The 22996-nt window shown below is 71.2% G+C and carries 23 protein-coding genes; 14 read left to right on the top strand and 9 right to left on the bottom strand.

Translation table 11 applies throughout. The features are described from left to right. The first annotated feature begins 81 nt into the window (after positions 1-81). Positions 82-468 carry a hypothetical protein gene (locus HNR13_RS00960; RefSeq protein ID WP_179604028.1) on the top strand — a complete coding sequence of 129 codons (387 nt, stop codon included), beginning with the start codon at positions 82-84 and terminating at the stop codon, positions 466-468. Positions 469-497: 29 nt separating this feature from the next. On the opposite strand, the gene HNR13_RS00955 is transcribed toward HNR13_RS00960, so the two are convergent. Beyond that, a complete protein-coding gene (locus HNR13_RS00955) occupies positions 498-887 on the bottom strand; it encodes a DUF1304 domain-containing protein (protein ID WP_179604027.1) in 390 nt (129 codons plus the stop codon). 24 nt (positions 888-911) lie between these two features. Between HNR13_RS00955 and HNR13_RS00950 the strand changes: the two genes are divergently transcribed. After that, entirely contained in the window at positions 912-2132 is a 1221-nt protein-coding gene (locus HNR13_RS00950; protein ID WP_179604026.1) for an FAD-dependent oxidoreductase, read from the top strand. A gap of 18 nt (positions 2133-2150) precedes the next feature. Here the strand turns inward: HNR13_RS00950 and HNR13_RS00945 are convergent, their stop codons facing one another. Genes HNR13_RS00945 through HNR13_RS00935 form a run of 3 tightly spaced genes read right to left on the bottom strand, consistent with a single transcriptional unit; the run spans position 2151 to position 4389 of the window. Then, positions 2151-2531, bottom strand: a complete 381-nt coding sequence (locus HNR13_RS00945; RefSeq protein WP_179604025.1) for a DUF1304 domain-containing protein — start codon at positions 2529-2531, stop codon at positions 2151-2153. Between the two features lie 26 nt (positions 2532-2557). After that, complete coding sequence (locus HNR13_RS00940; protein ID WP_179604024.1) at positions 2558-3580, bottom strand: MDR family oxidoreductase; 1023 nt, start codon at positions 3578-3580, stop codon at positions 2558-2560. 32 nt (positions 3581-3612) lie between these two features. Beyond that, positions 3613-4389: an isocitrate lyase/PEP mutase family protein gene (locus HNR13_RS00935; RefSeq protein WP_179604023.1), complete on the bottom strand. Its 777-nt coding sequence runs from the start codon at positions 4387-4389 to the stop codon at positions 3613-3615. A 45-nt stretch (positions 4390-4434) separates the two neighbouring features. Between HNR13_RS00935 and HNR13_RS00930 the strand changes: the two genes are divergently transcribed. Next, entirely contained in the window at positions 4435-5985 is a 1551-nt protein-coding gene (locus HNR13_RS00930) for an LssY C-terminal domain-containing protein (protein ID WP_179604022.1), read from the top strand. 18 nt (positions 5986-6003) lie between these two features. Here HNR13_RS00930 and HNR13_RS00925 read toward each other — a convergent pair whose 3' ends face one another. Further along, the gene (locus HNR13_RS00925) at positions 6004-7587 is read right to left on the bottom strand and encodes a Na+/H+ antiporter (RefSeq protein ID WP_246312690.1); all 1584 of its coding nucleotides are present in this window, start codon (positions 7585-7587) and stop codon (positions 6004-6006) included. A 99-nt stretch (positions 7588-7686) separates the two neighbouring features. Then, the gene (trhO, locus tag HNR13_RS00920; protein WP_179604020.1) at positions 7687-8574 is read right to left on the bottom strand and encodes an oxygen-dependent tRNA uridine(34) hydroxylase TrhO; all 888 of its coding nucleotides are present in this window, start codon (positions 8572-8574) and stop codon (positions 7687-7689) included. A gap of 81 nt (positions 8575-8655) precedes the next feature. Here trhO and HNR13_RS00915 point away from each other — a divergent pair, with 81 nt between their 5' ends. Together HNR13_RS00915 and HNR13_RS00910 are read left to right on the top strand one after the other, a co-directional pair. Next, a complete protein-coding gene (locus HNR13_RS00915; protein ID WP_218881139.1) occupies positions 8656-9444 on the top strand; it encodes a polyprenol monophosphomannose synthase in 789 nt (262 codons plus the stop codon). Positions 9445-9454: 10 nt separating this feature from the next. Continuing rightward, complete coding sequence (locus HNR13_RS00910; protein WP_179604018.1) at positions 9455-9985, top strand: YbhB/YbcL family Raf kinase inhibitor-like protein; 531 nt, start codon at positions 9455-9457, stop codon at positions 9983-9985. A gap of 13 nt (positions 9986-9998) precedes the next feature. Here the strand turns inward: HNR13_RS00910 and HNR13_RS00905 are convergent, their stop codons facing one another. Beyond that, positions 9999-10637: a LysE family translocator gene (locus HNR13_RS00905; protein WP_179604017.1), complete on the bottom strand. Its 639-nt coding sequence runs from the start codon at positions 10635-10637 to the stop codon at positions 9999-10001. 31 nt (positions 10638-10668) lie between these two features. Between HNR13_RS00905 and HNR13_RS00900 the strand changes: the two genes are divergently transcribed. The 3 genes from HNR13_RS00900 to HNR13_RS00890 are packed head-to-tail and all read left to right on the top strand — an operon-like array spanning position 10669 to position 14322. Then, a complete protein-coding gene (locus HNR13_RS00900; protein WP_179604016.1) occupies positions 10669-12240 on the top strand; it encodes an MmgE/PrpD family protein in 1572 nt (523 codons plus the stop codon). Next, positions 12240-13139, top strand: a complete 900-nt coding sequence (gene prpB / locus HNR13_RS00895; RefSeq protein WP_179604015.1) for a methylisocitrate lyase — start codon at positions 12240-12242, stop codon at positions 13137-13139. Before HNR13_RS00900 ends, prpB begins: the two co-directional genes overlap by 1 nt. Before the next feature lie 58 nt (positions 13140-13197). Then, complete coding sequence (locus tag HNR13_RS00890; RefSeq protein ID WP_179604014.1) at positions 13198-14322, top strand: bifunctional 2-methylcitrate synthase/citrate synthase; 1125 nt, start codon at positions 13198-13200, stop codon at positions 14320-14322. A 434-nt stretch (positions 14323-14756) separates the two neighbouring features. Here the strand turns inward: HNR13_RS00890 and HNR13_RS00885 are convergent, their stop codons facing one another. Beyond that, positions 14757-15962 (bottom strand): acetyl-CoA C-acetyltransferase, encoded by a 1206-nt coding sequence (locus HNR13_RS00885; protein WP_179604013.1) that lies wholly within the window; start codon positions 15960-15962, stop codon positions 14757-14759. 130 nt (positions 15963-16092) lie between these two features. On the opposite strand from HNR13_RS00885, the gene HNR13_RS00880 reads away from it, so the two are divergent. Continuing rightward, on the top strand, positions 16093-16845 hold the full coding sequence (locus tag HNR13_RS00880; RefSeq protein WP_179604012.1) for a JAB domain-containing protein: 753 nt from the start codon (positions 16093-16095) through the stop codon (positions 16843-16845). On the opposite strand, the gene aspS is transcribed toward HNR13_RS00880, so the two are convergent. Next, entirely contained in the window at positions 16769-18097 is a 1329-nt protein-coding gene (aspS, locus tag HNR13_RS00875; protein ID WP_343063389.1) for an aspartate--tRNA(Asn) ligase, read from the bottom strand. The genes HNR13_RS00880 and aspS overlap by 77 nt on opposite strands. Before the next feature lie 106 nt (positions 18098-18203). Here aspS and HNR13_RS00870 point away from each other — a divergent pair, with 106 nt between their 5' ends. Genes HNR13_RS00870 through ccsB form a run of 5 tightly spaced genes read left to right on the top strand, consistent with a single transcriptional unit; the run spans position 18204 to position 22969 of the window. Continuing rightward, positions 18204-18911, top strand: coding sequence for a histidine phosphatase family protein (locus HNR13_RS00870; protein ID WP_179604011.1), 708 nt, complete (start codon positions 18204-18206; stop codon positions 18909-18911). After that, complete coding sequence (locus HNR13_RS00865) at positions 18908-19528, top strand: redoxin family protein (RefSeq protein ID WP_179604010.1); 621 nt, start codon at positions 18908-18910, stop codon at positions 19526-19528. The genes HNR13_RS00870 and HNR13_RS00865 overlap by 4 nt, the downstream gene beginning before the upstream one ends. Positions 19529-19530: 2 nt before the next feature. Next, entirely contained in the window at positions 19531-20268 is a 738-nt protein-coding gene (locus HNR13_RS00860) for a cytochrome c biogenesis protein CcdA (RefSeq protein WP_179604009.1), read from the top strand. After that, a complete protein-coding gene (resB, locus tag HNR13_RS00855; RefSeq protein ID WP_179604008.1) occupies positions 20252-21877 on the top strand; it encodes a cytochrome c biogenesis protein ResB in 1626 nt (541 codons plus the stop codon). The genes HNR13_RS00860 and resB overlap by 17 nt, the downstream gene beginning before the upstream one ends. A gap of 9 nt (positions 21878-21886) precedes the next feature. Further along, positions 21887-22969, top strand: a complete 1083-nt coding sequence (gene ccsB, locus HNR13_RS00850; protein WP_343063388.1) for a c-type cytochrome biogenesis protein CcsB — start codon at positions 21887-21889, stop codon at positions 22967-22969. Positions 22970-22996 lie beyond the last annotated feature (27 nt).

Raw genomic sequence — 22996 nt, 5'->3', positions numbered from 1 at the left:
CGGCGGCTCTCCAAGTCAACGGTTACGGGTTTGTGAGATTCACGACACCCTTCGGCCCCGGGCGGCGGGCAGGATAGAGCTATGGCCGACCTGCACGTTCACCCCGACCGCCTGGAGATCCACCTCACCCGGGCCGAGAAGGTGCTCTCCGTGCGTCGGGAGGACCTCGTGATCCCGCGGGAGAGCATCCGCTCGGTCGCGATCACCGAGGATCCGTGGATCTGGATCCGCGGCATCCGCGCCCCGGGCTCCGTGGTCCCGCTCACGCTCTCGGTCGGGACGTGGAAGTTCCACGGCGGCAAGGACTTCCTGCTCATCAAGGGCAAGCAGCGCGCCGCGGTGGTCGTCGACCTGGATGGCGAGGAGTTCTCGCGCGTGATCGTCTCGACCCCGCACGCCGCCAAGCTGGTCGAGGCGCTGCGCGTCGACGTCCGCGAGATCCCCGCGGACGGAGAGATCATCGACTGATCCGCTGCCGGCGCGGCCGGCCCCGCGCGTCACCCCGCGTGCGCGACCGAGAACAGCACCAGCCCGAGCAGCGGCGGAAGCCCCTGCAGCAGCGACGCGCCCCAGTAGCGCCGGCCGGTCGTCAGCAGCACGATCGCGGCCAGGACCATGGACGCCCCGGTGAAGAACATCAGGCCGAAGCCGACGTGCCGCAGGGTCGTCCAGTACAGCACCAAGCCCACCGCGGCGCCGCCGGCCAGGAAGAGGTTGTAGAAGCCCTGGTTGTAGGCCATCGGCCGCACCACGTCCGCGTCCCGCTGGCTCGTCAGCCCGAACCGGCGCCAGACGGTCGGCGATGACCACAGCATGCTCTCCATCGCGAAGAACCCGAGGTGCACCACCGCCGCGAGCGCGATGAGGACGGAGCCGAGGATCGCCATGGGGGGAGACTACGCTGCCTGGTGATGGAATCGCTGCAGGCGTCCTGCGCCGTCTCCGGGGGTGGGCCCGCGGGGATGATGCTCGGACTGATCCTCGCCCGCGCCGGGCTCGACGTGGTCGTGCTCGAGAAGCACGCCGACTTCTTCCGCGACTTCCGCGGCGACACCATCCATCCGTCCACCGTCGGCGTGCTGGGGGAGCTCGGGCTGCGCGACGCGTTCCTCGGCCTCCCGCACACCAGCATCCGAACGCTCGACGCGGTGGTCGACGGCACCCGGCTGCATCCGATCGACTTCCGCAGGCTGCCGCCTCCCGACGACTTCCTAGTGCTCGCGCCGCAGTGGGACTTCCTGACCTTCCTGGCCGGGGAGGCCGAGCGGCACCCGAACTTCCGGCTGCTGATGAGCACCGCCGCGACCGGGCTGATCCGCGACGGCGACACCGTCCGCGGGCTGGTGGCCGAGGGCCCGGACGGCCCCGTGCGCGTGGAGGCCGACCTGACCGTGGCCGCGGACGGGCGCGACTCCGCGCTGCGGGCCACCGCGGGGCTCCGGCCGCGCCGCTTCGGCGTGCCGATCGACGTCATCTGGTTCCGGCTGCCGAAACCCGCAGAGACGCACCCTTCGACGCTCGCGTACCTCGGCGACGGCGCCATGGTGATCACGATCGACCGCGGCGACTACTTCCAGACCGGGCTGGTCATCGCCAAGGGCGGCATCGATCAGCTGCGTGCGGCGGGTCTGCCGGCCTTCCGGTCCGCGGTGGCGGGCGCGGCGCCGTTCCTGCGCGGGCCGCTGGAGACGATCACCGACTGGGAGCCGCTCACGCTGCTGAGCGTGCAGATCGACCGCCTTCCGCGCTGGTACCGGCACGGCTTCCTCGCGATCGGCGACGCGGCGCACGCGATGTCCCCGGCCTTCGGCGTCGGCGTCAACTACGCCGTGCAGGACGCGGTCGCCGCGGCGAACGCGCTGGCGGCGCCCCTCCGCGACGGGCCCGTCGACCTGCGCCTCCTCGACGCGGTGCAGCGCAGGAGGCTGCCCCCGGTCGAGTGGATGCAGCGCATCCAGCTGGCCGCGCACCGCGGGATCAGCCGCCCGGGCGCCGGGCCGCTGCTGTCGCGCTCGCCGTCGCCGGCGCTGCGGCTGGCGATCGCCGCGGCGACGCCGGTCGCGCAGCGGCTCACCGCCCGGCTGATCGGGCGCGGCCTGCGCCCGGAGTCGGTCGCGCCCGAGCTGCGCTGACCGCCCCGGAGGCGTCCGCTACGAGAACAGCATGAGCACGATGCCGATCAGCGGCAGGGTGCCCTGGATGAGCGCAGGGCGCACATAACCGCGCCCGCTCGTCACGAGCACGACGGACGCCGCGAGCATGCTCGCCATCGTGAAGTAGATGAGCGCGAGGCCGGCCGCGTGCAGGCCGACACCGAAGAGGATCAGCCCGATGACGGCGCCGATGGCCAGGAACAGGTTGTAGAAGCCCTGGTTGTAGGCGAGCGGGCGGGTGGTGTCGGCCGACGCCTGGTCGGCGACGCCGAAGCGCCGCCAGACGGCGGGCCGCGCCCAGGCGACGCTCTCCATGACGAAGATCCCGACGTGGAGCGCAGCTGCCAGCGTGACGACGACGGTCGCGAGGACGATCATGCGGTCAGCCTACGGCAGCGGGCGGCTCACGCCCGGACGTCGACGACGGTGCGCCCCCGGAGCCGGCCCGCCAGGATGTCGTCGGCGGCCGGGATCGCCTCGGCGAGCGGGATGAACCGGGTCATCGCGGCGAGCGCCTCCTCGTCCAGGTCGGTGGCGAGCCGGCGCCAGGCCGTGTCGCGGAGGGCGGCGGGCGCCTCCACGGAGTTGATCCCCACCAGGCTGACCGCCCGCAGGATGAACGGCAGCACCGTCGCAGGCAGGTCGGGACCCTGGGCGAGCCCGCAGGCCGCGACCGTCCCGCCGTAGTTCGTCTGGGCGAGGACGTTGGCGAGGGTGTGGCTTCCGACGGAGTCGACGGCCCCGGCCCAGCGCTGGCTCTGCAGCGGCCGTCCCTCGTCGGAGAGCTCGGCCCGGTCGATGACGGCGGTGGTGCCGAGGTCGGTGAGGTAGCCCGCCAGCTGCTCGGGCCGGCCGGTCGAGGCCGTAACCGGGTAGCCGAGTTTTGCCAGCAGCGCGATGGCGACGGATCCCACGCCGCCGCCGGCGCCGGTCACCAGCACGCTCGACCCCGCGGCGTGCACGGCCTCCGGGTCGACGCCGTTGCGCTCCAGCGCGAGCACGGCCAGCATCGCCGTGAATCCGGCCGTCCCGATCGCGGCGGCCTGCCCGGACGTCAGCGTGCCCGGTACCCGGACGAGTGCGTCGCCGCGCACGCGGGCGCGCTCGGCCAGGCCGCCATGGTGGCTCTCGCCGATGCCGTCGCCGTTGAGCACGACCCGGTCGCCCGGGCGCCAGCGCGGATCCTCCGACGACTCCACGACCCCGACGAGGTCGATCCCGGGGATGAGCGGCGACACCCGCGCCACCCCCGGCCGGCCCGCGATGGCCAGCCCATCCTTGTAGTTGAGGTCGGAGAACTCGACGGCGATCGTCACGTCGCCCGGCATGAGGAAGTCGTCGGTCACGCGCCGGACCTCGGCGGTGTGGGCCAGGATCCGGGACCCCTCCTTCTCCTGCTCGATGACGATGGCGCGGAAGTCGCCCATGGTTCTCCTTCGGTCGCGGCGGGAGGGTGCGGTCAGTTCAGGACGGGGACGTCGGCGGGCAGCTCGCCGCCGGCGTAGAGCTCCGAGGCGGTGCGCTGCAGGGCGGCGAGCGCGACGCGCTGCGTCCACGGGCCGTAGGAGACCCGGGCGACGCCCAGCTCGTGCAGCCGCGCGGGCGGCAGCGACCCCGGCACCGCGATCACGCTCAGCTTCCGGACGCCGAGCCCGGCGACGAGCTCCCGCACGGTCTCCTCGTCGAGGCGGCCGGGGACGAAAACGCAGGTCGCACCCTCGTCGAGGAACGCCCGGCCGCGGCGCACCGCCTCCGCGGTCTTCTCGGCGGCGGTCGGGAGGGCGTTCCTGAGCCAGACGTCGGTGCGCGCGTTGAGGGCGAACGGCACGCCCTCCTTGTCCGCGGCGGCGACCGCGGCACGCACGTGCGCGACGGCCTCCTCGAACGGACGCACCTGGTCCTCCAGGTTGGCTCCGACCGCGCCGACGCCGATCGCCCGGCGGATCGTCTCGCCCGGGTCGCCGTAGCCGCCTTCGAGGTCGGCGCTCACCGGGAGATCGGTGGCCGCGACGATGCGGCCGACCATGTCGAGCATCAGGTCGAGCGGGATGTTCTCGCCGTCCTCGTAGCCGAGCGTCGCCGCGATCGAATGACTCGCGGTCGCCAGCGCGCGGGTCTCCGGGAGGGCGGCCACGGCCTTCGCGCTGATCGCGTCCCACACGTTGACGACCTGGAGCAGCTCGGGGGCGTCGTGGAGACGGCGCAGCTCGGCGCCGCGTTCGGTGATGGAGGTCATGACGCCACCCTACGACCCGCGCGCGACCCGCTCTAGGATGAGCGCATGGCGGGGACCGGTGAGCCGGACGGGCCGGTGCGGGCGGAACCCGCGCCAGGCGGCACCGGGCCGTCCACGACCGGGAGCGGGCCCTCCGGAATCAGTGCCGAGCCCTCCAAGACCCTGTCCGCGACCGGGCGCCGGGTCTCGGTCAACGCCGTCGTCGACAACATCTTCTTCGTCTTCGGCGGGGTCGCGGCCGTCTGGCTGGCGTTCATCATCCTCACGGAGAGCTTCTCCTGGGGCTGGTTCCTGCTCGCCTTCTTCGTCCTGTTCTGGATCGTGCTCGCCTACCTCGTGCTCCCGCGGCTGCACCGCATCCTCACCCAGATCTACGTGCCGGACTACTTCATCGGCCGCGCCCGGACGAGCGACGGCCTCCTGGGCGACCCGATCAACCTCGCCCTCCTGGGCTCGGAGGCGCAGCTCGACGAGGCGATGACCTCCGCCGGCTGGACCCGGGCGGACGACGTGACCGCGGCCTCCAGCCGACGCATCATCACTTCCACCCTGCTCCGCCGCAGCTACGACGAGGCGCCCGTCAGCCCGCTCTTCCTGTTCGGGCACCAGCAGGACATGGCGTACCAGCAGGAGGTCCAGGGCAATCCCGCCAAGCGCCACCACGTCCGGTTCTGGCGCTGCCCGGAGGGCTGGCTGCTGCCGGGAGGCCACCGGGTCGAGTGGCTCGCGGCCGGCACGTTCGACCGGTCGGTGGGCTTCTCGCTGTTCACACTGCAGATCACGCACAAGATCGACGCCAACACCGACATCGAGCGCGACCACATCGTCTCGACGCTCCAGCGGGCGGACCTCGGGGTCGAGGTCGCGGTCATCCGGGACTTCTCGTCCGGCTACCACGCCCGCAACGGCGGCGGCGACGCCATCGAGACCGACGGCGACCTCCCGGTGGTCGACCTCACCGCCGTGGAGGTGGAGCCGCGCGCGGTCGCGGTCGCCGCGGACGCCGACCAGCGGCGGCTCGAGCGGGCCGAGCGCCGGCCGGTGCCGACGACGCTGGGCTTCCTGCTCATGCTGCTGCGCGTGGTGGCGGGCGTGGTGACGGTGGTGACCACCGTGCTGGCCTGGCCGGCGTTCATCCGGGCCGAGCTGCTGTCGGGGACCGGCAAGGCGCTCTCGGCGGCCGAGCAGCAGAGCGCGGACCTCGTCTTCGGGATCGCGATGGGCGTGTTCGCGGCGGGGCTGGTGTTCTACTTCGCGATCTCGCTGCTCGTCTTCACCGGGAGCAACTGGGCGCGCATCGTCGCCATGTCGTACAGCGCGCTGCTGATCCTGGTGGCCGCGATCGACTTCTTCAACGGCGGTGAGCAGGTGACCCTGCGCACGAACATCCTCGGCCTCCCGCTCGACATCCTGGTCGTGCTCGCGCTCTCGTCCCAGCGGGCGCGGCACTGGGCACGGCGCCCGCGCGCGCGGTCGCGGCGCGGAGCGGGCCGCGGAGCGGGCGCGGCCGGGGGAGCGGGCGTGGCCCGGGAACGCGCGGAGGCGGCGGCGCTCGCCGCGGAGGACGCGCCGGCCGACGACACCACCGTCCGCTGACGTGGCGGCCCCGCGGCCTCACATCAGCTTCTTGCCCTCCGACCCTCCCGCCTTCAGCGCCGACTCCTCGGCGTCGAGGAACGCCAGCACCGACCGCACCGCCAGCTCCTGGTACCGGCCCTCCTCCCGCGCGTCGAGCACCGCCTGCCGCTCGGCCACGATCATCGACCGCCGCAGCCTCCGGTACTCGAGGGGAGCCGCCACCTCGGCGTCCGGGACCGGGTTCTCGAGCGCCTCGGAGAGGAACACCGCGTTGACCCGCAGCCGTTCGATCACCCGCTCGTCCTCCTGGCCGGTGACCTGCGACTCCAGGTGCTCCAGGCCGGCCGCCTGCGCCTCGGCGAGCAGCCGCTCCATCTCGCCGGCCTCCTGCGCGAAGTCCGGTGGCGGCAGCTTGAGCCGGCGGATCACCCACGGCAGCGCGAGCCCTTCCAGGAGCGTCGCGACCACCACGACGAAGGCCAGGAACTGCAGGAACTCCCGGTGCGGCGTGGCCGCGGGGAGCAGGAACACGGCCGCGAGGGTGACCACGCCGCGGATCCCGGCGAAGGACACGGCGATGCCGGTCGGCCAGGTCCAGCCGCGCTCGCGGAGGCGTTGCGGCCCGTACCGGTAGAGCGCGGTCGTGCCCACCATCCAGAGGAACCGCGCCAGGAACAGCGCCAGCAGCACCGCGATGCTGATCCAGACGGTCTGCGCCACGGTGATGCCGGAGCGGAACGCCGAGCTGAGGATGCCCGACAGCTCCAGCCCGATGAAGAGGAAGACGGCGTTCTGCAGCAGGAACTCGATCGTGCGCCAGTTGATCGTCTCGGCGATGCGCGCCTCGGCCGTCTGGATGGTCGGCGACCGGTACCCGAGGTAGAGGCCGGCGACGACGACGGAGAGGATGCCCGACCCGTGCAGGAACTGCGACGGGATGAACGCCAGATAGGGGGTGATGAGCCCGAGCGAGGTGTCCAGGACAGGGGAGCGGAGCTGCTTGCGGATGATCGAGAGCACCAGACCGACCACCAGGCCGATCCCGACGCCCACCACCACGGCGATCACGAAGTCCCCGGCGATCGCCCACGGGTTCACGACGCTGACGATCGCCGCGATGCTCGCGTTCAGCGCCACCAGGGCCGTGGCGTCGTTGAGCAGGCTCTCACCCTCCAGGACGGTCACGAGCCGCCGGGGGAGGTGCACCCGGCCCGCGATCGCCGTCACCGCCACCGTGTCGGTCGGCGCCACCACGGCGCCGAAGGCGAACGCGGCCGCGACCGTGATCGCCGGGACGACCAGCCAGGTCGTGAAGCCGACGACCACGACGGTGAACACCACCAGGCCGACCGAGAGCAGCAGGATGCCGTCGCGCCGGGCGCGGACGTCGACGATGGAGGTCTGGATCGCCGCGGCGAAGAGCAGCGGCGGAAGCAGCCCGAACAGCACGAGTTCCGGGTCCACCGCGACCTGCGGCACCCCGGGGATGAACGACGCGATCGCGCCCACGACCACGAGGACGACGGGGGCCGACCAGTTGACGCGACGCGAGAGGCCCGTGACCGTGACCGTGACGACGACGAAGGACACGATCCAGACGATGGTGGTGACCGGATCCATGAGGTTCATCTTGGCCGCAACGCGAAACGGCCAGCAATGGTTCCCGCGAATCGGGGGAGAACGCGCCGAACCCTGAAGCTGTGGAGGACTACCGCCGGGTCACGCCGCGTGCGCGGCGCACTCCACGACGTCGCACGCCTCGCACACCACCAGCTGCTCCCGGCACGAGGGATCGCTGCAGTTCCGCATCCGATCGGTCCCGACGCCGCACCCCGCGCAGCGCCCGACCACCGCGGCACGGTCGGAGAACCGCACCGATCCGCGCCCGTCGAAGACGTACAGCGACCCCTCCCACAGGCCGTCGTCGCCGAAGCGCTCGCCGTAGCGGACCACGCCGCCGTCGAGCTGGTAGACCTCCTCGAATCCCCGCGAGCGCATCAATCCCGACAGCACCTCGCAGCGGATGCCGCCGGTGCAATACGTCACGACGGGCTTGTCCTTGAGATGGTCGTACCGACCGCTCTCCAGCTCGGCGACGAACTCGCGGGTCGTCGCCACGTCGGGGACCACCGCGTCGCGGAACCGCCCGATCTCCGCCTCGAACCGGTTGCGGCCGTCGAAGAACACCACGTCGTCCCGCTCGTCGAGCAGGGCGTGCAGCGCCTCGGGATCGAGCCGCGCGCCGCCACCGATGACGCCCGACGCGTCCACCCGCAGCTCGTCCGGCGCCCCGAACGACACGATCTCGTCGCGCACCCGCACGGAGAGCCGCGGGAAGTCGCGGCTGCCGCCGTCCTGGTCGAGCCCCGACCCCTCGCTCCACTTCACATCCAGGCCGCGGAACGCCGCGTACTCCTTCGTCTTGCGCAGATACCGCTTGAGCGCGCCGAGCTCGCCGCCCAGCGTCCCGTTGATTCCGTCGCCCGACAGCAGGATGCGGCCACGCAGGCCGAGCGACTCGCACAGGTCGCGCTGCCAGAGCCGCACCGCCTCCGGATCGGGGAGCGGGGTGAAGGCGTAGAAGAGGAGGACTTTCGCGACGGGCACCGGGGGATGCTAACAGCGGTCACTGCGAGAACAGACAGATTCGTTCGCCATCCGTTCAGCGGAATGGACCAGAGTAGGAGGATGCGAACCATCGTCATCCTGCCCACTTACAACGAGCGGGAGAACATCGGGCCCGTGGTCGGCCGCATCCGCGCCTCGGCGCCGGAGGTCGACGTGCTCGTGGTCGACGACGGTTCGCCGGACGGCACGGGCGAGATCGCGGACGCGCTCGCCGCGACCGACGCCAACGTCAAGGTCCTGCACCGCGCCGGCAAGGAAGGCCTCGGCGCCGCCTACCGGGCGGGCATGGGCTGGGCGCTCGACGCCGGTTACGACGCGGTGGTCGAGATGGACGCCGACGGCTCGCACCGTCCCGAGGAGCTCCCGGCGCTGCTGGCGGCCCTCCGCCGCCTCCCGCAGGGCGACGCGGCCGAGGGGGCCGACCTCGTGCTGGGCTCCCGCTGGGTCGAGGGCGGCGGCGTGGTCAACTGGCCCGCGCGCCGGCGCCTGCTCTCGAAGGGCGGCAGCACCTACTCCCGCCTGTGGCTGGGCGTCCCGGCGAAGGACGTGACCGGCGGCTACCGCGCGTTCACCGCCGACGCGCTGCGCCGCATCCACTTCGAGGACGTGGAGAGCCAGGGCTACTGCTTCCAGATCGACATGCTGCGCCGGGCATACGACGCGGGCCTCACCGTCGTGGAGGTGCCGATCACCTTCGTGGAGCGCGAGCACGGTGTCTCCAAGATGAGCGGCAACATCGTCGTCGAGGCCATGCTGCGCGTCACCGGCTGGGGGATCGTCGGCCTCCCGCGGCGCTTCCGCCGCCGCCCCGCCCCCGCTACCGTCACGGAGACCACCCAGCGGGCGTAGCGTGAGCGCCATGTCGAAAGATCCGCTGGAGCGCTTCGGCGCCGTTCCTCAGTTCACCGTCACGAGCGACGACGTCGCCGACGACCGACCGCTCGACCGCGCGCAGTGGGGCGCGGGAGGCGGAGGCGGCGACGTCTCGCCGCAGCTCTCCTGGAGCGGGTTCCCCGCCGAGACGAAGAGCTTCGCCGTCACCATCCACGACCCCGACGCCCCGACCGGCTCGGGATTCTGGCACTGGGCGGTCTACAACCTCCCGGCGTCGGTGACCTCGCTGCCGTCCGGCGCGGGCGCGGTGGGCGGCGCGAACCTGCCGCGCGGCGCCGCCATGCTCTCCAACGAGCTGGGCTCGAAGAGCTTCACCGGAGCGGGTCCGCCTCCCGGGACCGGCACGCACCACTACTACATCGTCGTGCACGCGCTCGACGTCGACCACCTCGACCTCGACCCGGAGTCGACGCCCGCCATCCTGGGCTTCAACGCGCACTTCCACGCGCTGGGCCGCGCCGTCGTCGTCCCGGTCGCGACCGCAGGGGACATCTAGACGGCTGACGGGCTCAGTGCTTGTTCCCGGTCAGCGCGAGGATCCCGCCGAGCCCGATCATCAGCACCCCGCCGGTCGCGCCGAGCCGCTCGACCCGCTTCGGGGACCGTCCGAACCACGCCCGGGCGGTCCCCGCGGCGAGCGCCCAGACGCTGTCGAACGTCAGTGCGAGCAGCAGGAAGACCACTCCGAGCTCGAACAGCTGCATCGGGATCCCGCCCGCCTGGTAGTCGACGAACTGCGGCAGCACCGCGACGAAGAAGACCAGCGACTTCGGGTTGGTCAGCCCGACCAGCATCCCCTCGCCGACGCTGCGCCAGTGCGAGCGCCGCGGTGGGGTCGCCTCGTGCGTGACCGCCGTGTGCCTGCGGTGCCGGATCGCCTGGACCCCGAGGTACATCAGGTACGCGGCCCCGGCGAACTTCACGATCGTGAACGCGACCGCCGACTGCGCCACGAGCGCTCCGATCCCGAGCGAGACCGCGACGACCAGCGGCAGCATCCCGAGCGCGTTGCCCAGCACGCTGAGCAGTCCGCCGAGCCTGCCGAGGGCCAGCGACCGCCCGATCACGAAGAGCACGCTGGGGCCGGGGATGACGATGAGCGCGATCGACGCGAGCGCGAACGCGAGCAGGGAGGGCGGCGGGACCATAGCAGGAGCGTAGGGGAGGTAGGTTCGTAACGTGAAGCTCCACAACGTCCGTGTGCACAGAAGCGACGAGAACCTCGCCCGTCAGGACCAGCTCGCCTGGAAGATCGCGGAGGTCGCCGCCGACCCGGTCGAGGTCGACCCCGAGGTCACCGACATGGTGATCAACCGGGTCATCGACAACGCCGCCGTGGCCGCCGCCTCCCTCACCCGCAGGCCCGTCGTCTCGGCGCGCTCGCAGGCCCTGGCGCACCCGTTGCCGGCCGCGCAGCTGGAGGAGCTGACCGCCTCCACCGAGCACCCGCAGGACGGCGCCACCGTCTTCGGCGAGCCGCAGCGGCTCCGGGTCAGCCCGGAGTGGGCCGCTTGGGCGAACGGCGTCGCCGTGCGCGAGCTCGACTACCACGACACCTTCCTCGCCGCGGAGTACTCCCACCCGGGCGACAACATCCCGCCGATCACGGCCGTCGCCCAGCACGCCGCACGCGCCTACGGGCTGACCGGCCGCGACCTGGTGCGCGGCATCGCGACCGGGTACGAGATCCAGATCGACCTCGCCATGGCGATCAGCCTGCACGCCCACAAGATCGACCACGTCGCGCACCTCGGCCCGTCGGCAGCCGCGGGCATCGGCACGTTGCTGCACCTGCCCCGGGAGACGATCTTCCAGGCCATCGGCCAGGCGCTCCACACCACGACCGCCACGCGCCAGTCGCGCAAGGGCGAGATCTCCAGCTGGAAGGCGCACGCGCCCGCCTTCGCCGGCAAGATGGCCGTCGAGGCGATCGACCGGGCCCTGCGCGGCGAGACCAGCCCGACCCCGATCTACGAGGGCGAGGACGGCGTGATCGCCTGGCTGCTCGACGGCCCGTCCGCGTCCTACGACGTCCCGCTCCCGGAGGCCGGGGAGGCCAAGCGCGCCATCCTCGACTCGTACACCAAGGAGCACTCCGCCGAGTACCAGGCGCAGGCCTGGGTCGACCTCGCCCGCAAGCTGCACACGGAGCACCCGGAGGCCGCCGACCCCGAGCGTGTGGAGAGCATCGTCATCCACACCTCGCACCACACCCACTACGTCATCGGCTCGGGCGCGAACGACCCGCAGAAGTACGACCCGACCGCTTCCCGCGAGACGCTGGACCACAGCATCCCGTACATCTTCACCGTCGCGCTGCAGGACGGCGGCTGGCACCACGTGGAGTCCTACCTCCCGTCCCGCGCCGCCCGCCCCGACACCGTCGCGCTCTGGGCCAAGGTCACCACGACCGAGGACCCGGAGTGGACCCGCCGCTACCACTCGATCGACCCGGCCGAGAAGGCGTTCGGCGGTCGCGTGGTCATCACGCTCGCCGACGGTCGCGTGATCGAGGACGAGATCGCCGTCGCCGACGCCCACCCGCTCGGCGCCCGGCCGTTCGCCCGCGCCGACTACGTCGCCAAGTTCCGCACCCTGGCGGCCGAGGTGCTGGAGGAGGCCGAGATCGAGCGCTTCCTGGCACTGGCCGAGCGCCTCCCCGAGCTGTCCGCCGCCGAGCTCGGCGGCCTCACCATCACTGCGCGCCCCGGCCTGCTGGCCGGCGTCCCCGCGCCGAGAGGACTGTTCTGATGCTCTACTCCTCCATCCCCGCTCACGAGAAGCGCGTCGCGTTCCGTAAGCGGCTGGCCTCCGGCGAGCTGGTCCGGATGCCCGGCGCCTTCAACCCGCTGAGCGCTCGCCTCGTCGAGCGCAAGGGCTTCGAGGGCGTCTACATCTCCGGCGCCGTGCTGTCCGCCGAGCTCGGCCTCCCGGACATCGGCCTCACCACGCTCACGGAGGTGGCCGGCCGCTCCGCCCAAATCGCGCGGATGACCGACCTCCCCACCCTGGTCGACGCCGACACCGGCTTCGGCGAGCCGATGAACGTCGCCCGCACGGTGCAGACGCTCGAGGACGCCGGAGTCGCCGGCCTCCACATCGAGGACCAGGTGAACCCCAAGCGCTGCGGCCACCTCGACGGCAAGCAGGTCGTGGACGAGGACACCGCGCTCAAGCGCATCCGCGCCGCCGCCGACGCCCGCCGCGACCCGAACCTGCTCATCATGGCGCGCACCGACATCCGCGCCGTGGAGGGCCTGGAGGCCGCGATCGACCGCGCCAAGGCGCTGGTCGACGCCGGCGCCGACGCGATCTTCCCCGAGGCGATGGCCGACCTGTCGGAGTTCGAGGCCGTCCGCAGGGCCGTGGACGTGCCGATCCTGGCCAACATGACCGAGTTCGGCAAGAGCGACCTGTTCACCGTCGATCAGCTGCGCGACATCGGCGTGAACATTGTGATCTGGCCGGTCTCCCTGCTCCGGCTGGCAATGGGAGCGGCCGAGCGCGGCCTCGACCAGCTCCTCGCCGAGGGCACCCTGGAGCCCATGCTCGGCTCGATGCAGCATCGCGCCGAGCTCTACGACCTGATTGACTACGAGGGCTACAACGCGTTCGACACCTCGGTGTACAACTTCGAGGTGCGCCGCTGAGCACTGCTCACAGCCGCGCCCACCACCAGCCAGACCACAGCAGCGAAGGAGCAGCACAATGACCGACCCGGAGATCCACAAGGGCCTCGCCGGCGTCGTGGTGGACACCACGAACATCTCGTCCGTGAATCCCCAGACCAACTCGCTGCTGTACCGCGGCTACCCGGTGCAGGAGCTGGCCGCGAAGTGCTCGTTCGAGGAGGTCGCCTGGCTGCTGTGGCACGGCGAGCTGCCGACGCCGGAGGAACTGGCCGACTTCCAGAAGCTGGAGCGCGGACTGCGCCGGATGGACGACCGCACCCGCCGCGCGCTGGACGACATCCCCGCCTCCGCGCACCCGATGGACGCCCTGCGCACGGCCGTGAGCCAGCTCGGCGGGATGGACCCGACGCTGGAGCAGCCGAACGGCATCCTCGACCCCGAGCTCAACCTCAGCCGCGCCGTGTACCTCTTCGCCCAGCTCCCGACGATCGTCGCGTACATCCAGCGCCGTCGCCGTGGCCTGGAGATCGTGGAGTCGCGGGACGACCTCGACTACGCCGAGAACTTCCTCTGGCTGACGTTCGGCGAGGTCCCGGACGACGTGGTCGTCGACGCTTTCCGGGTCTCGCTGGTGCTGTACGCCGAGCATTCGTTCAACGCGTCGACGTTCACCGCGCGCGTGATCGCCTCCACGCTCTCGGACGTGTACTCGGCGGTCACCGGCGCCATCGGCGCCCTGAAGGGCCCGCTGCACGGCGGCGCGAACGAGGCCGTGATGCACGCGTTCGACGAGATCGGCAGCGCCGACCGCGCTGAGGCGTGGCTGGACGACGCCCTCGCCGAGAAGCGCAAGATCATGGGCTTCGGCCACCGCGTCTACAAGAACGGCGACTCGCGCGTCCCGACCATGCGAGCCTCGCTGGAGACGCTGGCGGAGCACTACGACCGGCAGGACCTGCTCGACCTCTACAACGCGCTCGAGCAGGCGATGGGCGACCGCAAGAACATCAAGCCGAACCTGGACTACCCCTCCGGCCCGGCCTACAACCTGATGGGCTTCGACACCGAGACCTTCACCCCGCTGTTCGCCGCCGCGCGCGTCACCGGCTGGACCGCCCACATCTTCGAGCAGTACGCCGCCAACTCCCTCATCCGCCCCCTCTCCCTCTACACCGGCCCCGCCGAGCGCCACCTGAGCTGACCCCGCACCCCGGCCGGCACCCACCCCGCCTCCCGCAGCCAACGGAGGAGATCCACCCATCTCGGGCCCGGATCTCCTCCGTTGACTGCTTTTCGGCCCACAGCGCCCCAATCTCCTCCGCTAGCCAGCGCATGCCCCGGCGCGCAGGTAACGGAGGAGATCCACCCATCCCGGGCCCGGATCTCCTCCGTTGACTGCGTTTCGGGCCCACAGCGCCCCAATCTCCTCCGCTAGCCACCGCACGCTCCCGCGCAAGTAACGGAGGAGATCCACCCATCCCGGGCCAGGATCTCCTCCGTTGACTGCGTTTCGGCCTGCCGAGACCCCCGATCTCCTCCGTTACCTACAGGACCCCAGCCCGCAAGCAACGGACGAGACCCGCCCGGAATCTCCGTCGACTGCTGTATCAGGCCTCGCGCGCCCCGATCCCGCAATCACCGCCACAGCAGCAGCGCATCCCCCTGCCCGCCACCGCCGCACAGCGCCACGGCCGCACGCCCGGACCCGCGCCTCGCCAGCTCGTGCGCCGCATGCCCCGCCAGCCGCGCGCCCGACGCCCCGATGGGATGCCCGAGCGCGATCGCGCCGCCGTGGATGTTGACCTTCTCCGGGTCCACGTCGAGGTCGGCCGTCGACTGCAGCGCCACCGCCGCGAACGCCTCGTTGATCTCCACCAGGTCCAGGTCGTCCACACTCCACCCGGCCCGCTTGAGCGCCGCGTTGATCGCGTTCGACGGCTGCGAGTGCAGCGAGTTGTCGGGCCCCGCGACCTGGCCACTGGCCCCGACGACCGCGAGCCACTCCAGCCCCAGCCGCTCCGCGTTCTCGCGCGAGGTCAGGATGAGCGCCGCCGCACCGTCGCTCAGCGGCGACGAATTGCCCGCGGTGAGCGTCCCGCCCTCGGCGAAGCTCGGCCGCAGCTTGGCGAGCACCTCCACGGTCGAGTCGGGCCGAACGCCTTCGTCCGCCGACACGACCACCGGGTCGCCCTTGCGCTGCGGGATGCTGACCGGCGCGATCTCGTCGGCGAAGACCCCGGAGGCCGCCGCCGCGCCCGCGCGCTGGTGCGACGACGCCGCGAACGCGTCCTGCGCCTCCCGCGTGAGCCCGAGCTTCTCCGTGTAGCTCTCGGTGGAGGCGCCCATCGAGATCTTGTCGAACGCATCCGTCAGCCCGTCGTAGGCCGCCGTGTCCAGCGCTTCGAGCGAGCCGTACGTCCACCCTTTCCGCGAGCCGGGCAGGATGTGCGGCGCGTTCGTCATCGACTCCTGCCCGCCGGCCGCGACCACCGTCGCCTCGCCGGCGCGGATGAGCCGCGCGGCGTCGATCACGGCCGCGAGGCCGGAGAGGCACACCTTGTTGACCGTCGTCGCCGGGACGTCCCAGCCGATCCCCGCGCCGATGGCGGTCTGGCGGGCCGGGTTCTGGCCGGCGCCGGCCTGGAGCACCTGACCGAAGATCACGGTGTCGATGTCCGAGGCCTGCAGGCCGGACTGCTCGATCGCCTTCCGAAGCGCGACGGTCCCGAGCTGCACCGCGGTCTGGCTCGCGAGCGCGCCGGTCACCTTGCCGAGCGGCGTGCGCGCGGCCGAGAGGATGACGACGTCGTTCGGACGGGGTTCGGGGGTGGGGCTGGTCATTGCGGGGCGACTCCTTCGTCGGCGGATTCTCTCCACCCATTGTCATCCACAGGCGGAGGCCTCTGGGCAGTTCTCCACAGATTGAGACGATCCGCCGGGAACGACCCCGTGCGGTTCCTAGCGTGGACGCATGTCCGAGCCGGAAACCGTAGAGGAGCCCCTTTCCCATGTACCCAGTCACGACCGCCCGCGCGAGCGGATGCGCCGGCTCGGTGTCGGTTCGCTCACCGACGACGAAGTCCTCGCCCTCGTCCTCGGTTCCGGCCAGATGGGCCGCAATGTCCTGTCCCTCGCGCGCGCCATCCTGGCCCGCTGCGGCGGGTTCCCCGGGCTCGCGACGATGGACTTCGCCCGGCTCGAGACCCTGCCGGGCGTCGGCCCCGCGACCGCCGGACGGCTCGTCGCCATCATCGAGATCTGGCGCCGCGCCGGGCGATCATCGTCGTGGACGCGCCTGGTCGACCACGAGGCCATCGCGGAGGTCGTCCGGCCCGAGCTGCTGCACCGCGACAGCGAGCGCTTCGTCGTGGTCGTCGCCGATCGCGCCGCACGCCCGCTGGAGATGGTGCTCGTCCGCGACGGCGGTGTCGACGAGCGGTCGATCCAGCCCGCCGACATCCTCCAGGCCGTCCTCACCCGCGGCGGCCGGTCGTTCGCCGTCGCGCACAACCATCCGTCCGGATCGCTCGACCCGTCCGTGGCCGACACCGTGCTCACCCGGCGGCTCGATCAGGCGGCCGCCACGATCGGACTCCGGTTCCTCGGCCACATCCTGGTGGCCGGGGAGCAGTGGACCGCGCTCTCGGCTACGGGGTCAGCCGGGTCGGGCCGCGGAAGAGATACGTCGTCTCGCGCAGGTTGGCGAGGTGCAGCATCAGCATGAGCACACGCGCCAGCCCCATCCCGAACCCGCCGTGCGGGGGGATGCCGTAGCGGAACGTCGCGAGGACGTCCTCGAGCTCCTCCACCGAGAGGCCCTTGTCGACGGCCTGCTTCTCGAGGATCTCGACGCGGTGCTCGCGCTGGGCGCCCGTGGAGATCTCGACGCCGTTGAAGATGAGGTCGTAGCTCTTGGTGAGCGACGGGTCCTCGGCGTGACGCATGTGGTAGTAGGGCCGGATGCTCGAGGCGTAGTCCGTCAGGAACACGAACTCGTGCCCGTAGGTCTCCTTCACGTACGCCGAGATGCGGCGCTCGCCCTCCGGGTCCATGTCGTCGTCGGCGCGGGGCACCTCGTAGCCCTGCTCCGCGACGATGCGCTTCGCCTCGGCGAGCGGGATGCGCGGGAACGGGGTGGTCGGGACGGTGACCTCGACGCCGAAGAGCGCCTCGATCTCGGCGCCGTGCTTCTCCTTGACGGCCGTGAAGCCGGCGACGAGGAGGTCTTCGTGCACCTTCATGACGTCCTCGTGGCTGTCGATCCAGCTGAGCTCGGTGTCGACGCTCGTGAACTCCGTCGCGTGCCGGCTGGTGAAGCTGGGGTCGGCGCGGAACGCCGGGCCGATCTCGAAGACCCGGCCGAACCCGGCCGCCTGCGCCATCTGCTTGAAGATCTGCGGGCTCTGGGCGAGGTACGCGGTCGTCTCGAAGTAGGGCAGCTCGAAGAGCTCGGCGCGCGACTCGGACGCCGACGCCATCAGCTTGGGGGTGTGGATCTCGATGAAGCCGTTGTCCACCCAGTACTGCCGCATCGCGTGCTCGAGCGTGGTCTGCACGCGGAAGATCAGGTTGTGCTTCGGCTCGCGGAGGTCGAGGAAGCGCCAGTCCATGCGCTTGTCGATGCCGCTGTCCGCGGCGATCGGCGTCTCGGCGATCGCTGTGGTCTCGACTTCGAGGGTGTTCAGCTTGATCTCGATGCCGCCGAGCTTGACGCGCTCGTCGTGCTTGAGCTCACCGGTCGCCCGCACGAACGAGCCCTGCGAGAGGCCGGAGATGGTCGTGGCCGGCTCGTCGGCGACGACGGTGCCGTCCTCGTCGACCGTGCGCGGATTGACCAGCTGGACGGCGCCCGACTCGTCGCGCAGCACGACGAACTGCACCTTCTTCTGGTCCCGGACGGTCTCGACCCATCCGGCGACGCTCACGGGGCCGTCCGGGAGGGCGGCCAGGTCTTTGATCAAAACGCGTGCGGTCACGATCGACAAGCCTACCGCCCGCGCATACCGCCTCAGAGGGCCGGCAGCGGGTCGCGCGCTCCCACGCTCAGTGAATTCAAGGCAAGCCGCTCCGTAGACTGGTGCGGTGGTAGCAAGCCAGGTACATCTCGTCCGTCACGGAGAGGTGTTCAATCCCGATGGCATCCTGTACGGCAGGCTGCCCGGCTTCGGGCTGTCCAAGCTCGGTCACCGGATGGCGCAGGCCGCCGCCGACGACCTCGCGGCCCGCGACCGCCCGGTCTCCCTCCTGCGCGTCTCGCCGCTGCAGCGCACGCGCGAGTCGGCTGCGCCCATCGCGGCGGCCCTGGGCCTGGAGCCGGAGATCGACGAGCGGATCATCGAGCCCACCAACCACTTCGAGGGCACCAACATGCGCCGCGCCCTGAAGAACCCGGTCAACTGGCCGTTCCTCGTCTACCCGCCCCGGCCGAGCTGGGGCGAAGCGTACACCAGCATCGAGAAGCGGATGCGCGAGGCCGTCGACGACGCCTTCGACTCGGTCGAGTCCGGCGACGTCGTGCTCGTCAGCCACCAGCTCCCGATCTGGGTCATGCACCTGTCGGCGGCGGGAGAGCCGTTCCTGCACGACCCGCGCAAGCGGCGCTGCGCGCTCTCCAGCATCACGACCTTCGAGCGCACGACCGAGCCTGCCCCTGCGCCCCAACCGCGCCCGGGCGAGCCGGCCGTCCCTGCCGACCCCGACGCCCCGCCCGTCATCCGCGTGGTGGAGGTCGGCTACGCCGAGCCCGCCGGCAGCCTCATCACCGCCGCGACCGATGTGGGGGCCGTGTGACCTCCGTCCGCCCCTCCGCTCGGCGCCGCCTGGCGCTCCTTCTTCCCGCGGCCGCAGCAGCCGCAGCGCTCCTGCTCTCCGGCTGCACCTCCAACGATGCCCTCGCCAACCAGTACCGCTCCGGCAACGGCCAGAACTACATCGCCGGCGACGGCAGCGTGAGCGAGTACGCGGCCGCGAACCGCGGAGCCCCCGTCGCGTTCTCCGGCAAGCTCGCCGACGGCACGGCGGTGTCGTCGAAGGACTACGCAGGCAAGGTCCTCGTCGTGAACTTCTGGTACGCGGGCTGCCCGCCGTGCCGGGTGGAGGCGCCCGACCTGGAGTCGCTGTCGCAGAAGTACGCCGCCCAGGGCGTCAGCTTCCTCGGCGTGAACCTCTACGATTCCGCGAGCACCGCGGCCAGCTTCGAACAGGACAAGGGCGTGACGTACCCGTCCGTCCTCGACCGCGATACCGGCTCGGTCCTGCTCGCCTTCAGCAAGACCGTCCCGCCCAAGGCCACGCCGACCACCCTCGTGATCGACGAGGAGGGCCGCGTGGCCGCCCGCATCCTCGGCGCGATCCCGGACAAGAGCATCCTCGACTCGCTCATCTCCGACGCCGTGGCCGGGAAGTGACCGTGAACGTCGGTCAGATCGTCTTCAGCGGCCAGCTCCTGCTCGCACTTCCCATCGCGGTCCTCGCGGGGCTCGTGTCGTTCGCGTCGCCCTGCGTGCTCCCGCTCGTGCCCGGCTACCTCGCCTACGTCGGCGGGATCAGCGACCCCGGCGCCAAGCGCGACCGCGGCCGGATCCTGACCGGGGTCGCCCTGTTCGTCCTCGGCTTCGCCGTCGTCTTCATCGCCTACGGCGCCGCCTTCGGCGCGCTCGGCAGCTGGCTGGTCCGCTGGCAGGAGGTGGTCATCCAGGTGCTCGGCGTGCTCGTCATCGTGATGGGCCTCGTCTTCATCGGCCAGTTCTCCTTCCTGCAGCGCACGATCAAGCCGACCTGGCGTCCGGCGACCGGCCTGATCGGGGCACCGCTGCTGGGCGTCGTCTTCGGCCTCGGCTGGACGCCGTGCATCGGCCCGACGCTGGCCGCGATCAGCGCGCTCAGCGTCGGTAGCGGATCGCCGTGGCGCGGAGCGCTCCTCGGACTCTTCTATTGCATCGGCCTCGGCATCCCGTTCCTGCTCGTCGCCCTCGGCTTCGACTGGGTCGCCGGTTCGGTCGCCTTCCTCAAGCGGCACATCCGGGTCATCAACATCATCGGCGGCGCGCTGCTGGTGGTCATCGGAGTCCTGATGGCGACCGGCCTCTGGACCGCCATGATGTCGCAGTTCCTGGGGGTGATCTCCGGCTTTGTCCCGGCCATCTGACCACATCGACGTCGCGCCTCCGCGCGAGGACCCCGACGTCGTGCAGCCCAAGCTCGGCCCGCTCGGCTGGCTGCGCTGGGCCTGGCGCCAGCTCACGAGCATGCGCACGGCATTGTTCCTGCTGCTCCTGTTGGCGATCGCCGCCGTCCCCGGCTCGTTGTTCCCGCAGCGCGGCGCCGACCCGAACGGTGTCACCAAGTACTTCAGCGACAACCCGCAGCTCGCACCGGTGCTCGACAAGTTCCAGCTCTTCGACGTCTACACGTCGTTCTGGTTCTCGGCCATCTACCTGCTGCTGTTCGCCTCGCTGATCGGCTGCATCATCCCGCGCACGGCGCACCACTTCCGCGCCCTCCGCGCCCGGCCGCCGAAGACGCCCGTCCGGCTCACCCGGATGTCCGGCTTCCAGGCGCGCATCCTCCCCGCCGAGCTGCGGGCGGACGCACCGGACCCGATCGACTCGGCCCGCCAGGTGCTCCGCCGCTCCCGCTACCGGGTCTCGCTCTACCAGGACGCGCGCTCGACCTCGGTGTCGGCGGAGCGCGGCTACCTGCGCGAGACCGGCAACCTGGTGTTCCACATCGCCCTGCTCGGCGTGCTGGTCGCCGTCGGCATCGGCGGAGGTTTCGGCTACACCGGCCAGAAGGTCGTGGTCGTCGGTCAGAGCTTCGTGAACAGCCTGCCCTCGTACAACTCGTTCAACCCGGGGCGGTTCTTCTCCGACGGGTCGCTCGAGCCGTTCTCGATCCGGGTCGACAGCCTCGACGTCGCCTACGAGACCAAGAACCCCAACGCCAAGGGCACGCCGCTCGACTACACCGCGAAGGTGACGACGACCGGGCCGGGAGACACCTCCGGCTCATCGACGATCAAGGTCAACGAGCCGCTCGCGATCGGCGGCACCAACGTCTACCTCCTGGGCAACGGGTACGCCCCGACCATCACGGTCCGCGATCCGGAGGGCAAGGTGGTCTTCAGCGACTCGGTGCCGTTCATCGCCGAGGATGCGCAGCTCACCTCGCTCGGCTGGGTGAAGGTGCCGGATGGCCTGCGGGAGCAGGTCGGCATGATCGGCTTCTTCTATCCGACGGTCGGCAAGAGCGGGACCGCCGCCGGCGCCCTGACCTCGACCTTCCCCGGGCTGAACGATCCGGTCCTCAGCCTCAACGTCTACGCCGGCGACCTCGGCGTCGACAACGGCGTCCCGCAGTCGGTCTACAGCCTGAACACCGACAAGATGACGCAGTTGGCCGGCCCCGGCACGAAGTCGAAGGCGCTCCAGCTGAGGCCGGGGCAGACGGTCGAGCTCCCGAGCGGGCTCGGCACGATCTCGCTGAGCGACGTCAAGCGGTACGCGTCGCTCGATGTGCACCACGACCCCGCTCAGGGCTGGGTGCTGCTCTTCGCGATCCTCATCCTGGGCGGCCTGCTGACGTCGCTCTTCGTGCCGCGCCGCCGCATCTGGGTCAAGGCCGTCGAGAACCCCGACGGCTCCCTGACCCTGGAGTACGCTGGCCTCGCCCGTGGTGAGGACCCGAACCTCCTCGCGGCTGTGTCCGCCGTCGCCGACGAGCACACCGCACTCCTCACCCGAACCCCGACGAATTAGGCTTCAATCGTGACCGAAACCCTGTCCCAGCTGTCCACGGTCTTCATCTATGTGGCGATGGGGTTCTACGCGGCCGCGTTCATCGCGTTCGCGCTCGACCTCGCCCGTAGGGGAGCCAGAGCAACGGCCGAGGAGGCCGCGCTGGTCCCCAGCGCCGTCGCGCGCAGAGCGGAGGTGGCCACGCCCGTCGGCGCCACAGCCGCCCGGCTGTCCGTGTCCGGCGGCAGCGCGGACGCACCCCCGCAGGCCCCGCCGTCCTCCGCGCTCGGCCGACTGTCCAGCCGGATCAGCACGCGCCTCGAGGACGATGTGATGAACGGCGCCGCCTCGTCGGCGTCGATCAAGTGGGCGTTCGGCCTCACCATCGCCGGCTGGGGCTTCCACCTCATCGCGACCGTGCTCCGCGGCATCGCAGCCGACCGGGTGCCGTGGGCCAACATGTGGGAGTTCTCGATGACCGGCACGCTGGTCATCGTCGGCGTCTTCCTGGTCGCGAACCTCGAGTGGGAGATCAAGTACCTGGGGACGTTCATCATCGGGCTGGTCCTGGTGCTCCAGGGGATCGCGCTGCTGCGGTACTACGTCCCGGTGGTCCCGCTGCAGCCGGCGCTGCAGTCGTACTGGCTGGTGATCCACATCATCGTGGCCGTGCTGGGCACGGCGTTCTTCGCCCTCGGCTTCGCGTTGTCCGGACTCCAGCTGCTGCAGTACCGGCGCGAACGCCAGGTCGCGGAGTCGCGCCCGCAGCAGTTCCGGTTCCTGTCGACCCTTCCGAGCGCGGTCGCTCTGGAGAACCTGGCGTACCGGATCAACATCGTCGGCTTCATCGCCTGGACCTTCACGCTGATCGCCGGAGCCATCTGGGCCGAGAAGGCGTGGGGCCGGTATTGGGGTTGGGACACCAAGGAAGTCTGGACGTTCATCATCTGGGTGATCTACGCCGGCTACATCCACGCGCGGGCGACCCGCGGGTGGCGCGGATCCCGTTCCGCATGGCTCGCGATCATCGGCTTCGCCGCGGTGCTCTTCAACTTCGGCGTGGTCAACGTGTTCTTCCACGGACTGCACGCCTACTCCGGGCTCGGATCCTGAGCCGTTTGCACTCGCTCCGCCAGACGC

This window comes from Leifsonia shinshuensis, from assembly GCF_013410375.1.
Taxonomy (GTDB): domain Bacteria; phylum Actinomycetota; class Actinomycetes; order Actinomycetales; family Microbacteriaceae; genus Leifsonia; species Leifsonia shinshuensis.
The sequence above is the reverse complement of the archived record's forward strand: the minus strand, read 5'-3'. Positions and strand labels throughout refer to the sequence as shown.